The 14993-nt window shown below is 68.1% G+C and carries 11 protein-coding genes; 6 read left to right on the top strand and 5 right to left on the bottom strand.

Features of this window, described 5'->3' with window-relative positions:
• Positions 1–38: 38 nt before the first annotated feature.
• Positions 39–1622 (bottom strand): fatty acid--CoA ligase, encoded by a 1584-nt coding sequence (locus K307_RS09705; RefSeq protein WP_042877811.1) that lies wholly within the window; start codon positions 1620–1622, stop codon positions 39–41.
• Positions 1623–1667: 45 nt separating this feature from the next.
• On the bottom strand, positions 1668–2450 hold the full coding sequence (locus K307_RS09700; RefSeq protein ID WP_042877809.1) for an SDR family NAD(P)-dependent oxidoreductase: 783 nt from the start codon (positions 2448–2450) through the stop codon (positions 1668–1670).
• A gap of 419 nt (positions 2451–2869) precedes the next feature.
• On the opposite strand from K307_RS09700, the gene K307_RS09695 reads away from it, so the two are divergent.
• Together K307_RS09695 and K307_RS09690 are read left to right on the top strand one after the other, a co-directional pair.
• Positions 2870–5140, top strand: coding sequence for a mechanosensitive ion channel family protein (locus K307_RS09695; RefSeq protein ID WP_155301214.1), 2271 nt, complete (start codon positions 2870–2872; stop codon positions 5138–5140).
• Positions 5141–5555: 415 nt separating this feature from the next.
• Entirely contained in the window at positions 5556–6746 is a 1191-nt protein-coding gene (locus tag K307_RS09690) for a helix-turn-helix transcriptional regulator (RefSeq protein ID WP_042877806.1), read from the top strand.
• A gap of 9 nt (positions 6747–6755) precedes the next feature.
• On the opposite strand, the gene K307_RS09685 is transcribed toward K307_RS09690, so the two are convergent.
• Positions 6756–7655 carry a LysR family transcriptional regulator gene (locus K307_RS09685; RefSeq protein WP_042877804.1) on the bottom strand — a complete coding sequence of 300 codons (900 nt, stop codon included), beginning with the start codon at positions 7653–7655 and terminating at the stop codon, positions 6756–6758.
• A gap of 107 nt (positions 7656–7762) precedes the next feature.
• Here K307_RS09685 and K307_RS09680 point away from each other — a divergent pair, with 107 nt between their 5' ends.
• The 4 genes from K307_RS09680 (at position 7763) to K307_RS09665 (ending at position 11963) form a co-directional block, all read left to right on the top strand.
• Positions 7763–8992 carry a CaiB/BaiF CoA transferase family protein gene (locus tag K307_RS09680; protein WP_042877803.1) on the top strand — a complete coding sequence of 410 codons (1230 nt, stop codon included), beginning with the start codon at positions 7763–7765 and terminating at the stop codon, positions 8990–8992.
• Positions 8989–9474, top strand: coding sequence for a MaoC family dehydratase (locus K307_RS09675; RefSeq protein WP_230625618.1), 486 nt, complete (start codon positions 8989–8991; stop codon positions 9472–9474). Before K307_RS09680 ends, K307_RS09675 begins: the two co-directional genes overlap by 4 nt.
• Positions 9475–9770: 296 nt before the next feature.
• Complete coding sequence (locus K307_RS09670; protein WP_042877800.1) at positions 9771–10931, top strand: acyl-CoA dehydrogenase family protein; 1161 nt, start codon at positions 9771–9773, stop codon at positions 10929–10931.
• Positions 10932–10964: 33 nt separating this feature from the next.
• Positions 10965–11963, top strand: a complete 999-nt coding sequence (locus K307_RS09665) for an acyl-CoA dehydrogenase family protein (RefSeq protein ID WP_042877798.1) — start codon at positions 10965–10967, stop codon at positions 11961–11963.
• 38 nt (positions 11964–12001) lie between these two features.
• On the opposite strand, the gene K307_RS09660 is transcribed toward K307_RS09665, so the two are convergent.
• The gene (locus K307_RS09660) at positions 12002–13552 is read right to left on the bottom strand and encodes a SpoVR family protein (protein ID WP_042877796.1); all 1551 of its coding nucleotides are present in this window, start codon (positions 13550–13552) and stop codon (positions 12002–12004) included.
• 146 nt (positions 13553–13698) lie between these two features.
• Positions 13699–14961, bottom strand: a complete 1263-nt coding sequence (locus K307_RS09655; protein WP_042877794.1) for a YeaH/YhbH family protein — start codon at positions 14959–14961, stop codon at positions 13699–13701.
• Positions 14962–14993: the final 32 nt, after the last annotated feature.

Genomic DNA, 14993 nt, shown 5'->3' with positions numbered 1-14993 from the left:
CCGATGTCGGCGGGCTTTTGACTTCAGGCATGCCGGCCTCAATTCACCTGCCGGCTCATCCCCTCCCAATACGGCTCCCGCAACTTGCGGCGCAGCAGCTTGCCCGACGGGTTGCGCGGCAGCGCGTCGACGAAGTCGATGCTCTTGGGCACCTTGAAGCCCGCCAGCCGTTGCCGCGTCCACGCGATGATGCCGTCGCGGTCGGCTTCCTGTCCGGGCTTGAGCACGACGATGGCCTTGACCGCCTCGCCCCACTTCTCGTCCGGCACCCCGATCACCGCCACGTCCGCCACCTGCGGGTGGCCGTAGATCGCGCTCTCGACCTCGGCCGGATAGACGTTCTCGCCGCCGCTGATGATCATGTCCTTGACGCGGTCGTGGATGTACAGGTAGCCCTCGGCATCCATATAGCCGGCGTCGCCGGTGCGCAGCCAGCCGTCGGCGTCGATGGCACGCGCGGTTTCTTCGGGCTGCTTCCAGTAGCCGGCCATGTTGTGCTGCGAGCGCACCACCACTTCGCCGACTTCGCCTGGCGCCAGCTCGCGCCCTTCATAATCCACTACCTTCAACTCGACACCCGGCAGCGGCTTGCCGGCGGCGCGCATGCGCGGTACTTCCTCGGTGGTGTGGTCTTCAGGGGGCAGCGCCACGATGGTGCCGGTGGTCTCGGTCATGCCGTATTGCTGCACGAAGCCGCAGCCGAACACCTCGATGCCCTCGCGCAGCAGCGCCGCCGGGATCGGCGCGGCGCCGTACAGCAAGTACTTCAGGCGCGAGTAGTCCACCTGCCGCGCGCGCGGGTCGCGCAGCACGATCTGCATCGCGGCCGGCACCATGAAGAGCTTGCTGATGCGTTCCTGCTCGATGAAGTCGAGCACCGCGCGCGGGTCGAACTCGCGCGCCACCACGCCCTTGGCGCCGGACAGCAGGTTGCGCAGCCCCCAGCCTGAGCCGCCGATATGCGCCACCGGCATCGCCACCAGCGAAATGTCGTCCGCGGTCCAGTGCGACCAGGGGATGCTCTCGCGCTCGCTGACCTCGGTGCCGATGGTCAGGTTGCGGTGCGTAAGCATCGCGCCCTTGGGCCGTCCGGTGGTACCCGACGTGTAGAGCTGCAGCACCACGTCGAGCGCGGCAGGCTGGTGCACGGGCGCCGTGGCCGGCTGCGCGTCGCGCCAGTCGGTGTAGCACGGTGCATCGCCCTGGTCGGCGCACGGCTCCATCATCACCACCTTGCGCACCATCGGCAACGCCGGCAGCAGGTTCCTGGCCATCGCCGCCGACTCCGGCCCGACGAAGAGCACCACGGCATCGCAATGGCCGAGGATGAATTCCACCTCGGGCGGCGCCAGGCGCCAGCTCGCCGGCGTCATCACCGCACCGGTCTTGGCCGCGCCCAGCAGCAGTTCAAAGTAGTGGTCGCTGTTCTTGCCGATGTAGCCGATGCGGTCGCCGGCGCCGACGCCTTCCGCCAGCAGGGCCTGCGCGACCCGGTCGGTATTGCGCTCGAAGTCGGCATAGCTGGTCTGCCGGCCCTCGAACGCATACGCGACGGCATCGGGCCGCAGCCGGGCGAAATGACGCACGGCGTGGGGCAGTGTCGCCAGGTAGCTGAGATCCATCCGCGTCTCCGTGATTGTCATCGTGCAACCAGGGTTGCCTCGTGCTCAGCGCGGCGCCATGCGGATGGCGCCGTCCAGGCGCACCGACTCGCCGTTGAAATAGCCGTTGCGGCACATCTCCACGGCCAGCGAGGCAAACTCCTCCGGCTGTCCCAGGCGCTTGGGGAACGGCACGGATGCGGCCAGCGCGGCCTTGACGTTCTCGGCCGCGCCCTGCAGCAGCGGCGTATTGAAGATGCCCGGCAGGATGGTATTGACGCGAATGCCCTCGCCCGCGAGGTCGCGCGCGATCGGCAGGGTCATGCCGACCACGCCTGCCTTCGATGCCGAATACGCGGCCTGCCCCATCTGGCCGTCCTGCGCCGCCACCGACGCGGTGTTGATGATCACGCCGCGCTCGCCGTCGGCCGCATCCAGCGTCAGCATGCCCGCGGCCGAACGCGCGATGCAGCGGAAGGTGCCGATCAGGTTGATCTGGATGATGCGTTCGAAGGCATCGGTCGGGAAGTGCTTGATCTGGTCCGGCGCTTCCTTGGAACGCGAAGCGGTCTTGATGGCGTTGCCGGTGCCGGCGCAGTTGACCAGGATGCGTTCCTGGCCGATCGCGGCACGCGCCTTGGCAAACCCGACTTCGACCTCGGCTTCGGAGGTGACGTTGACCTGGCAGAACACACCGCCCAGCTCGCGCGCCAGCGCTTCGCCCCTTTCCACGTTGAGGTCGAACAGCGCCACGCGCACGCCGTGCGCCGCCAGCGCGCGGGCCGTTGCCGCGCCCAGGCCCGAGGCCCCGCCCGTCACCACTGCCGATACCGATGCATTGAGTTCCATGCCGTCTGTCCTTTGTCTCTTGTCCCTCGCCAGGCCGCGCCGGATGCGTGCGGCCCCGCGGTTTCGATGTTGCCGGCATGTGCCAGGAGAAATGACGCCTGTGCCGGAGTGGGTTCGAATTTCGTGCATCGGGCCCCCACACGCATCGTCCGAAGCGACGAACGCGAGGTGGCATGGCAGCGACGCGCGCGCGCCGACATGTTTGCGCAGTGCGCCACCGCGGCCACGCGCCCTCGGCGTCACCCGGTCGAGTCGCGGCCGATGCGCTACAGTGACGCGATCGACGGCCCTTCCCACCGCCGGGCCGACAGCGGCACGCCGGACCCGGCAACGGATTTCAAGCCATGCGCAAAACCGAACGCAATGCCCACACTCGTCTGCCGCTGCCTGGCGCCACGCCGGCGGCGCCGAGCTTGCAGATGATCTTGCTGATGACGTTGCTGTGCGCGCTGCTGTTTGCGCCAGCGGCCCGCGCCGCACCGGCCGGTCCGCTCGCCGCGCTGCTGCCGCAGGCGGCCAAGCCGGCGCCCGCCAGCGCGCCTGCTGCGCCGGCCAGCGTGCCGCTGGCGCAGTCGCTGGACCAGGTCATCGCCACCCTGCAGAACGATCGCGAGCGGCGCGCCCTGGTGGGGCAACTGCAGGCCATGCGGCGCGGCCTGGATGCCTCTGCCGCGGCACCCGCCTCCGCGGCGGCTGCCGAGGCCGACGCGTCGGCGCCCGGGCTGATCACCGCCGTGGCCAAAGTGCTGGACGAGGTCGACTTGCACTTGCGCGAGGACCAAGGCGCGAGGCAGTACTGGCGCTGGCACATGCGCTTCGCGGGTGAGGAATGGCGTGCCGCGCTCACCCTCAACGGTACGCGCACGGCGCTGGCGTCGCTGCGCGAATTCGCGCTGGTGCTGGCAGTGTGGGCGATATGCGGCTTTGCGCTTTGGGAGATCGGCCACCGCATCCGGCTCCGGCGCGCTTCCAAGCCACCAGTGCGCGCCGAGCGCGGCAAGCTGCCCGAACTGCCCTCCTGGGTCGACATCGGCGTCTACATGCTGCGCCATATCGGACCGTGGGTGGTAGCCTTCGGGCTCACGATGCTGATGGCCAACCGCACCTTTGCCCAGTCGCCGGCGAGCGTTGCCGGTGTGCTGGTCGCGTATGCGATCGTGGCGGGTGCGCTCGCGGCGGCGATGTGCCAGGTCATCTTCGTGCTGTTCCGCAGCGCCCACCGGCAACTCGCGGTACGGCAGTTGCTGGCGCGCTCGCCGTGGCTCTTGTTCTGTACCGGCGCACTGGCGGCACTGGGCGACAGCGCCACCGACGGCCGCGTGACCGCCGCGCTCGGCACCAACTTCGCGGCGCTGGTGTCCACTACCGCCAATATCGCCGCGGCGCTGGGCATCGGCCTGTTCGCGCTGTGTTTCCGCCGGCAGATCGGCCAGCTGATCGGCCAGCGGCCACTGGCCTTCCGCCAGGCGCATCCGGCCGTGACCGACCTGTTGCGGCTTGCGGGCCAGGCATGGCACCTGCCGGTGCTGGCGGTGGTGGTAGCGTCGGTGATCGGCACCATCCTGGCCACCGGCCATGCCGACGTGTTCCTGCGCCGCACGGTGGCGTCCGTGGCGCTGTTCGTCGCCGCGCTGCTGCTGACCATGGTCGCCAGGCGCTCGCCCAAGGCCACGGCGCGCGCGCCGCGCATCCGCGACCGCCGGCGCTCGGCCTACCTGCGGCGCTTCGGCCGCTTTGCGATGGCGCTGGTGCGCGTGCTGATCTGGGCGATTTTCCTGGAAATGATTATGCGCATCTGGGACACGTCGCTGGTGCGGCTGGCCGAATCGTCGGCCGCGGGCCGCCATATCACCGAGACGGTGTTCAGCGTGATCAGCACCGTGCTGCTGGCGTGGCTGGTCTGGCTGCTGATCGACACCGCCATCATGCAGACGCTGTCTCCGGTGCACGGGCGCGGCGCGCAACCCGGCATGCGTGCCAGGACCATCCTGCCGCTGGTGCGCAATGCCTCGTTTATCGCGCTGCTGGTGATCGCGGTGATTGCGGTGCTGGCCAACCTGGGCGTCAACGTGACGCCGCTGCTGGCCGGCGCGGGCGTGGTCGGGCTGGCGATCGGCTTCGGCGCGCAGAGCCTGGTGCAGGACCTGATCACGGGGCTCTTTATCGTGGTCGAGGACACCATCGCCATCGGCGACTCGATCGAACTGCCTGACCACGCCGGCGTGGTCGAAGGCATGACCATCCGCACGGTCAAGCTGCGCGACGGACGCGGCGCGCTGCATACGCTGCCGTACAGCCAGATCAAGGCAGTCAAGAACCTGTCGCGCGGCTATGGCTACGCGGTGTTCAGTATCGGCATCAGCTACCAGAGCGACCTGGACCGGGCGGTGGAACTGATCCGCGCCACCGGCGCCGAGATCGCGCGCGACCATCGCTACGCGCGCAACCTGTTGTCGGGGCTGGATATCCAGGGACTGGACCGCTTTGACCCCAGCGGTCCGGTGGTGATGGCGCAGTTCAAGACCCGGCCGCTGACGCAGGGGGAAATCACGCGCGCCTTCAACGTACGGCTCAAGCGCAATTTCGACGCCCACGGCATTCGCATGGCCTCGCCCAGCCTGACGATCCAGGTCGATGGCGGCGTGGCGCAACTTGCCGGCGCGGTTAATGTGAATCCCGCACAACAATAGCAGGCGCGAGCGGCACGCAGAAACGGGTACGCCGAGTTTTTTTACCCCCTATATGACGCGATCATTGCGCCCGCCGCCTGTGGCGCGCGCGAAACGCCTGGCACTATTTCAGCGCTGAAAATTTTGAAATTTCCGGCTCGGCGATTACCATCGCGGCGCAGCGGTATCAGGCCCCGCACGGACAAGAGCGGCCGGCCAACGCCGACAATCCGGGTTTTCCCCCTCGACACGGGGGGTAAAACAAACAACATTGTTTGGCATGATTGGCATACCGCACCCGCCTGGCCAGGCGCGTTGCCCGCAGCAGCCGTATCGGCGCATATACAGAACGCCAGAACGGAACCGATAACACAAGAGGATGGCCACTTGCCGTGGCGCAGAGCAAGAGGCGTTTGCCACCGGGGGGAATGTGAACATGGGCGAACACCCGACTACGGACGAGGACTTTCATCGCCTGGTCGACTCCATCTATGAGTCAGCGCTGGACGTCGCGGCCATGCCCGCCGCCCTCGACCTCTTCTCCCGCTACACCTCCACCGGCAGCCCCCGCTACCTGATCTGGGACAAGCTCGCGGGCCATGCCCGCCTGGGCGTGACCCCGCACGGCTGCTTCACCAGCGGCGTCAGCGCGCCCGGGTGGCTGCCCGGCCCGCTCGACCTGCCCCACGGCGGCCCCTGCTGTGCCCCGTCCGATGTGCCGGAACTGGCGCAAGCCACGGTCGCGGCCTCGCATGACGGCAGTGTGATTGCCCCGGCCGCGGCCACGCTGGCTTGCAGCGGGCTGGAACAGGGCATGCGCCTCATCGAGAACGCCGAAGTCTGCGTGCTGATGAGCGGCACCAGCGCCGGCAGCATCAGCGCGGGCCAGCGCGAGCGGCGCCTGGGGCATGTGATGCCGCATTGGGTGCGCGCGGCGCGGATGCAGCAGCGCAATTTCGAACTGAGCGGGCTGGCCAGCCTGGGACTGGCCGGGCTCGATACGCTGGACTTCGGCGTGATGGTGCTGCAGGCCGACCTGCGCGTGCGCTACGCCAACAGCTGGGCCGAGGCGCTGGTGCAGGCCGACAGCAACCTGTCGCTGCAGGACGGCGTGCTGCGCGCCCACAGCGACGCGCTGCAGGCGGTGCTGCGCCGGCTGCTCGACGGCGCGGTGCGCGGCCGCGGCGCCGATGCGGCCTCGGGCTCATGGATGCATATCACCTCCGGCGGCCAGCCGGTGCCGATCATCGTCACGCCGCTGGTGTCGCGCCAGCCGGTGGAAGGCCCGTGGCAACTGCCGGCGGCGATGATGCTGCTGGGCAATTCGGAATCGCGCTCCGTGCTCGATGCCGGTGTACTGACTTCACTGTTCGGGCTGTCGCGCAAGGAAAGCATCATCGCGATCCGCCTGGCGGCTGGCGAAACGCTCAATGAGATCGCCGAGCGGGAATTCCTCTCGCCCCATACCGTGCGCGTGCACATCCGCGACACGCTGCGCAAGACCGGCACGCATCGCCAGTCCGAACTGGTGCGCCTGCTGCACCTGCTGCCGGGCGTGAACCTGGAGCGTGCCGGCGTGACGCCGGCCATCCGGCCGCGCGCGCCGCGTCCGACGCGGGTCGCCTGAGCCGCCTCCTTACTCCCCGTCGCCGACCGCCGCCTGCGCCGCGGCCAGGAAGCGCTGCACCTGGCGGTCGCCAGCGTCCGGCCGCGCCGCCAGCGCGATACCGATGCGCCCCGCGGGCCGCGGGCTGGACAGCGGCAGGAAGCGCACGCGCCGGTTGGCGTAGCGCGCCGCCACGCTGGGCACCAGCGCCACGCCCAGGCCGCTCTCCACCAGGCTGACCTGGGTCTGCACCTGCACCGCCTCCTGCGCGACGCGCGGGACAAACCCCGCCTGCTGGCACAGCATCATCGCCACGGCATGCAGGTTGGGCACTTGCTCCGCCGGATACATGATGAAGGGCTCGGCCGCGAGCGCGCGCAGCGGGATCGATTCCTCGCGCGCCAGCGGGCTGTCGGCCGGCACCGCGGCCACGAACACGTCATTCTCCAGCGGCGTCAGCGAATAGTCGCCGCTGCTCAGGATCGGGAAGCGCACCAGGCCGGCGTCGAGCTGGTGCTTCTGCAGCCGGTCCAGGATCGATGCGGTCGTCGATTCATGCAGGATCAGCTCGATCCCCGGATGCGCCGCCCGGAACGCCGGGATCAGCTTGGGCAGCAGCGCATAGGTGGCCGAGCCGACAAAGCCGATGCGCAGCGCGCCGCGCTCGCCCTGCCCCGCCGCCATCGCCGCGGCGCGCGCCTGCTGCGCGTGGAACAGCGCGCGGCGCGCGTCGTGCAATGCCGCCTCCCCCGCCTGCGTCAGCCGCACGCCGCGCGAGGTGCGCACGAACAGCGCGGTGCCGAGCTGCTCCTCGAGCTTGCGGATCGAGATCGACAGTGGCGGCTGCGCCATGTGCAGGCGCTCGGCGGCGCGGTGGAAGTTGCCGGTCTCGGCCAGGGCGACGAATTGCTGCAGTTGGCGAAGGTCCATGACGGCCTGATATCCCACATATATCGATTTCTAAAAAACTAATATTAGACCAGACGGCTCCGCTGATCTACGCTGTGCCCCACAGTACAAAGATCGGAGACAACAACATGCTGCCGCTCGCAGGCATCCGCGTGGTCGATTTGTCCACCGTGGTGATGGGGCCGTACGCCAGCCAGTGGCTGGCGGACCTGGGCGCCGAAGTGATCAAGGTCGAGCCGCCCGAGGGCGATTCCACGCGCCGCACCGGCCCCGCCACCGAGCCGGGCATGGCGGCGATCTTCCTTGGGGTCAACCGCAGCAAGCGCAGCGTGGTGCTGGACCTGAAGCAGCCGGCCGCGCAGGCGGCGCTGGATCGCGTGCTGGCCGGCGCCGATGTGCTGATGCACAGCATGCGCCCGCAGAAGCTGGCGGCGCTGGGGCTGGCGCCGGATGACGTGATGGCGCGCCATCCTGACCTGGTCTTTGTCAGCCTGCTGGGCTTTGCCGAGGACGGCCCCTACGGCGGCCGGCCGGCGTACGACGACATCATCCAGGGCCTGGCCGGCAATGCGGCGCTGATGGCGGCGCAGACCGGCGAGAGCCGCTATTTCCCGACCATCGCCGCGGACAAGACCAGCGGGCTGGTGGCCGCGCTCTCCGTCTGCGCGGCGCTGGCCGGGCGGGCGCGGCGCGCGCCCGATGCCGGCGGCAAGGGCACGCTGGTGGAAGTGCCGATGTTCGAGTCCATGGTCGCCTTCAACCTGGTCGAGCATTTCTACGGCCGTCATTTCGAGCCGCCGCGCGGGCCCAGCGGCTATCCGCGCGTACTGGCGCCGCTGCGCCGCCCGTACCGGAGCGCCGACGGCTACGTCTGCATGATGCCGTACACGGACAGCCACTGGCGCGACTTCTTCCACGCCGCGCAGCGCCCCGAACTGGCCGCCGACACGCGCTTTGCCGATATCGCCGCGCGCACGCGGCATATCGAGACGCTGTACGAGATCACCGGCGAGATCGTGGGCCAACACACCACCGGGCACTGGCTGGTGCTGTGCGAACGCCTGCAGATCCCGGTGGCGCGCATCAACGAACTCGACGACCTGCCCGACGATCCGCACCTGGTCGCCACGGGCTTCTTCGAGACGCTCGACGATGCGGCCATGGGCACGCTACGCTTTCCGGGCGCGCCGGTACGCTTCGACGGCGAGCGCGCGCCGCTGGGCATCCCGCCGCGGCTGGGCGAGCACACCGCCAGCGTGCTGGCGCAGGCGGGACTGTGCGCCGACGAGATCGCGCGCCTGCAACAGACCGGTGCGGCGCGCTGCAGCCAACCCCCATCCACCGAGGAGACACCATGATGCAGACCGAACTGCCCCGCCTGGAGGAACGAGAACTGCCCCGGCTGGGGCAGGGCTTCTACTGGCAGGACCTGAAGGAGGGCCAGGCCTTCCGCACCTTCTCCCGCACCGTGACCGAGACCGACCTGGTCAACTTTATCTCGGTCACCGGCATGGTCGAGGCCATCTTTATCGAAGCCGGCTACGACGGCGGCGCGATCCAGGGCCGGCCAGTGCCGGCGGCGCTGACCTACACGCTGATCGAAGGCTTCATCCTGCAGACCATGATCCAGGGCACCGGGCTGGCGATGCTGGAGCTGACGCAGCAGATCCACGCGCCGGTGATGGTGGGCGACACCATCCGTGCCACCGTGACCGTGACCGGCATCCGGCCGACTTCGCGCAGCGGCCGGGCGGTGGTGGATTCGCGTATCGAGGTGTTCAACCAGCGCGACGAAAGGGTCATGACCTATACCGCGCGCCGGCTGCTGGCGGGACGCTGACCCATGCGGCTGCGTGATCGGCACTGGTGACGGCCAGCGCGCGCATACGCTTGTCGCGGACAAACGGCATCACGCGACGGTGCGTGCTTCGCTGCAACGTCTTGCCGACCGATTGCGTGCTCCCTCACCCGCTTGCGGGAGAGGGTTGGGGAGAGGGCCGGCATGTCAACGAAGTCATGCGCAGCGGTATGCCACCGCCTACCCTCTCCCCCTGCCCCTCTCCCGCAAGCGGGAGAGGGGAGCAAAGCGCGGGCATCTGAAACAGCTTTCGCAGTATCAAGCCACAGGAATTCACCGTGACCGCATTGCTTTCCACTTTCAGCCTCACCACCCTGCCACCACACGCCATAGCATTCCGCAGCGAGATCCGAGCCTTTCTTGACGAGCACCTGCCCTCCCTGCCGCCCGAAACCCGCGCCCGCTCCTGGATGGGCTTCGACGCCGCCTTCAGCCGCGCGCTGGCCGCGCGCGGCTGGGTCGGCATCACGCTTCCGGCGCAATTCGGCGGCGCGGGGCTGGACCCGTTCTCGCGCTTCGTGCTGGTGGAGGAACTGTTGGCCTGCGGCGCGCCGGTATCGGCGCACTGGATCGCCGACCGCCAGAGCGGCCCGCTGATCCTGCGCTTCGGCAACGATGCGCAGAAGGCGCGCTACCTTCCGGCGATCTGCCGCGGCGAGGCGTTCTTCTGCATCGGCATGAGCGAGCCCAACTCCGGCTCGGACCTGGCCAGCGTGGCCACGCGCGCGGTGCGCCAGCCGGACGGTTCATGGCGCCTGACCGGCCGCAAGATCTGGACGACCAACGCCGACCGCTGCCACTTCATGATCGCGCTGGTGCGCACCTCGGGCACGCCGCAGGACCGGCAAGCCGGGCTGTCGCAGTTCATCGTCGACCTGCACGCGCCTGGCGTCACGGTACGGCCGATCCGCGACTTGGCCGGCGATGCGCATTTCTCGGAGGTCACCTTCGACGACGTGGTGCTGGCCGCCGACGCGCTGGTCGGCCAGGAAGGCAGCGGCTGGGAGCAGGTCAATGCGGAACTCGCGTTCGAACGTAGCGGGCCGGAACGCCTGTACTCCAGCGTGGTGCTGCTCGATACCTGGCTCGACGCGATGCGCCGCCTGCCGCCAGCACGCCGCGACACCGTGACCGCGGGCCGGCTGGCCGGCCACCTGGCGGTGCTGCGTGCGATGTCATTGGCGGTGACGGCGCGCCTTGCGGCCGGTGAGAGTCCAGTGGTCGAGGCCGCGCTGGTCAAGGATCTCGGCACCACCTTCGAACAGTCGATTCCTGCGCTGGTGGAAGCGGCACTAGGCGACGAACCCGCACTGGCAGCCGATGCGGCGCTGTACCGCACGCTCGCCTACGTCACGCAGATCGCGCCATCGTATTCGCTGCGCGGCGGCACGCGCGAGATCCTGCGCGGCATGATCGCGCGCGGGCTGGGCCTGCGTTGAACCGCCACCGCACTCATCCCACGAGACCTCATCATGCATAACGCCTACTCCCACGCCCTCGATGCGCTGCTGCGCGACTGCTGCCCGCCCGCCACGGTGCGCGCGCTGGAACACCAGGCCGATCCGCAGCCGCTGTGGCAAGCGTTGCTGGACAGCGGCTTTGCCGACTGCCTGCTGCCCGAAGCCGCCGGCGGCGCCGCGCTGCCGCTGCGCGAACTGGCGCCGGTGCTCTTTGTCACTGGCCACCACGCCCTGCCGCTGCCGCTCGCGCAGACGATCTTTGCGCGCGCGCTGCTGCACGTCAATGGCATCGCCCTGCCCGCCGGCCCGATCGCCCTCGCCGGCTTTGAAAACGATGCCGCCGCAGCGCTGGTTGCGGACGCGCGCCACGCGCAGTGGTTCCTGCTGCAGGATGGCGAGCGCTGCCTGCTGCTGTCTGCGGCCGACGCGCACGCCCAGGCCACCGGAACGCACGCCGACCTGACGCTGCGAGTGCCACGCCCCGATGGCGTAGCGCCGGCGGCCTTCACGCTGCCGGAAGGCACGCTGCGCACGCTCGGCGCCTGCCTGCACGCCGCGCAACTGGCCGGTGCGCTGTCGCGCGTGCTCGACCTGACGCTGCAATACGCCAACGACCGCCAGCAGTTCGGCCGCGCCATCGGCAAGTTCCAGGCGATCCAGCACCAGGTCAGCGAGATGGCCGAGCATGTCGCCGCAGCGCGCGTCGCCGCACAACTGGCTTGCGACAGCAGTACCGGCGAGCCCGACCCGCTGCGCGCGGCCTTCGGCAAGCTGCGCGCGAGCGATGCGGTGACGCCGGTGGCGGCCATCGCCCACGCCGTGCACGGCGCGATCGGGATTACGGAGGAGTACGACCTGCAACTCTATACGCGCCGCCTGCACGCGTGGCGCGTGGCGGACGGTTCGGAGCGGTGGTGGAGCCGGGTGCTCGGCGAGGAAGTGTGTGCCAGCGAAGGCCGCAACGCGGTGGAACTTGTGCGGAGCTGGAGCGAGCCCGCGCAGGCCGCGTAAGTCGCTGGCGGGCGCCAGCCCGCCAGCGAGTCAGCCAATTAGGCGGCCAGGCTCAGGCCGCCATGTGGCCGGCGGTGCTTGCGTTCAGGCTTGCACTCGTATTTGAGTTCGGTGCGGCCGTCCTCATACGCAACCTCGAGCCGCACCGTGAAGCCCCACAGCCGCGTCACGTGCCGTATCACCTCGTCGAAGTTGTGCGCCAGCGGCCGGCGGTCGTTCTGCAGGTGCCGCAGCGTCAGCGAGCGGTCGCCGCCGACATCGACATTGGTGACCTGGATATTGGGCTCCATGCTCGACAGGTCATACTGCGCCGCCATCAGCTGTCGGATCGCGCGGTAGCCTTCGTCGTCGTGGATCGCGGTGACGCGCAGCTTGCCTTCGCGGTCGTCGTCCAGCACCGAGAACAGCTTGAGTTCGCGGATCACGCGCGGCGACAGGAACTGCAGCAGGAAGCTCTCGTCCTTGAAGTTGCGCATGGCGAAGTCGAGCGTGGTGTGCCAGTCAGTGCCGGCGATCTCGGGCGCCCAGCGGTAGTCCTCTTCCGTCGGATGCTCGCACATGCGGCGCAGGTCCTGGAACATCAGGAAGCCCACCGTGTACGGGTTCATGCCGCTGTAGTACGGGCTGTGGTACGGCGGCTGGTAGATCACGTTGGTGTGGGCCTGCAGCAGCTCCATCATGAACGCGTCGTTGACCAGCTTTTCCTCGTAGAGCTGGTTGATGATGGTGTAGTGCCAGAACGTGGCCCAGCCTTCGTTCATCACCTTGGTCTGGCGCTGCGGGTAGAAGTACTGTGCGATCTTGCGCACGATGCGCACGATCTCGCGCTGCCACGGTGCCAGCTTGGGCGCGTTCTTCTCGATGAAGTACAGCAGGTTCTCCTGCGGCTCTGGCGGGAAGTTGATATCCGACTCCGTCGAGTCGTCGTCCGAAGCCAGCGCATGCGGCCGGTGCTTGGGCAGCGTGCGCCACAAGTCGTTGACCTGCATCTGCAGGTAGTTTTCGCGATCGGCCTGGCGCGCCTTTTCTTCGGTGATGGACAGCTTCTTGGGCCGCTTGTAGCGGTCCACGCCGTAGTTCTGCAAGGCATGGCAAGAGTCCAGCAGCAGTTCCACCTCCCGTTCGCCGTAACGCTGCTCGCACTCGGCCACGTAGTTCTTGGCGAACAGCAGGTAGTCGACGATGGCGTCCGCGTTGGTCCAGGTGCGGAACAGGTAATTGCCCTTGAAGAAGGAGTTATGGCCGTAGCAGGCATGCGCGATCGTCAGCGCCTGCATCGGCATGGTGTTCTCCTCCATCAGGTAGGCGATGCAGGGGTTGGAGTTGATGACGATCTCGTAGGCCAACCCCATATGGCCGCGCTGGTAGCTGCGCTCGGAGGCCAGGAAGTGCTTGCCGTAGGACCAGTGGTTGTAGCCGACCGGCAACCCCGCCGACGCGTAGGCGTCGAGCATCTGCTCGGCGGTGATGATCTCGATCTGGTTGGGATAGGTATCCAGCCCGAATTCGCCGGCGATGCGGGCGATCTCGCGGTCATACCGGTTGATCAGCTCGAAGGTCCATTCCGAACCCGTGGAGAGATAAGCCATCTTCGCCCCTTGTTGCCCGGGCAAGGCGGCAGACCTGTCCGGCGCGCACGGCATCGCCGCGCCGCGTGGTCAGCCAACCGTGCCGAATTATCGCGCCATTGCCTTCACTGTGGCCTTCCGGCTGGAAGACCTGCATCGATGCCAGTCTACGCCGCGCGCTTCTGGAACAGGTCGTGCAGCACCGGGTAGATCTCGTCCGCACCGATGATGCGCTGCATCGCAAAGTGGTCGAACTGGTTCTTGACCGTCAGGTACTCTTCCCAGAGGTTCTGCGGCTCCTCGGACGCCACTTCCACGTATGCGTAGTACTGCACCAGCGGCAGGATCGACTCGCGCAGCAGGCGTCCGCACAGTTCGGAATCGCCAGCCCAGTTGTCGCCGTCGGAGGCCTGCGCGCAGTAGATGTTCCACTGGCTGGGCGGATAGCGGTCGTGGACCACTTCCACCATCAGCTTCAGCGCACTGGACACCACGGTACCACCGGACTCGCGCGAGTGGAAGAAGTCTTCCTCTTCGACTTCCTTGGCCACTGTGTGATGCCGGATAAACACCACGTCGATGCGCTCGTAGTTGCGCTTCAGGAACAGGTACAGCAGCATGAAGAAGCGCTTGGCCAGGTCCTTGCGGCTCTCGTCCATCGAGCCAGACACGTCCATCAGGCAGAACATCACCGCCTGGGCCTGCGGGCGCTTCTTGAGCACACGGTTGTTGTAGCGCAGGTCGAGCTTCTCGATAAAGGGCACGCGGTCGATGCAGGCACGCAGGTGCCGCATCCTCTCCATCAGCTCGAGCGTGCCTTCGGCGTAGGGGCCGTCCTTTTCCAGCGCCTCGGCGTAGGCCAGCTCCAGCTCGCGCAGGCGCTTCTGGTAGGGGCTGGACAACGCGATGCGCCGCCCGATCGAGCTGCGCATGGTGCGCAGGATCGACAGGTTGGAAGGCGTGCCGTCGATGGAATAGCCGGCGCGCACCTTGCGCACCTCGGCGATCTTGGCGAGGTGGCGCTTGGCCAGGTCCGGCAGCGCCATGTCCTCGAAGAAGAAGTTCAGGAAATCTTCACGCGACAGCGTGAAGACGAAATCGTCCTCGCCCTCGCCGCTGTCGCTGGCCCGCGAACCGGTCCCGCCACCGCCCTGCTGCTGGCGGTCGAAGGAATCACCCTTGACGAACTTCTTGTTGCCAGGGTGAATCCACTCGCGCCGCCCGCCCGCGCCGTGGTGGAAGATCGGTTCGGAGATGTCCTTGACCGGAATGGACACCTGGCCGCTCTGCTCGATGTCCATGATCTTCCGGCCGGACACCGCCTTTGCCACCGCCTGCCGTATCTGTTCGCGGTAGCGTTTGATGAAGCGTTGCTGGTTGACGGCACTCTTGTTGCCGCCGTTCTCGCGCCGATCGATGACCGTAGCCATATGTTGCCCTCGTTGAGAGACTGTTTCCGCGG

The sequence above is a fragment of the Cupriavidus necator A5-1 genome (assembly GCF_000744095.1).
In the GTDB taxonomy this organism is placed as follows: domain Bacteria; phylum Pseudomonadota; class Gammaproteobacteria; order Burkholderiales; family Burkholderiaceae; genus Cupriavidus; species Cupriavidus necator_A.
Note: the sequence above shows the minus strand (reverse complement) of the source record. Positions and strands in the feature narration are given on the sequence as shown.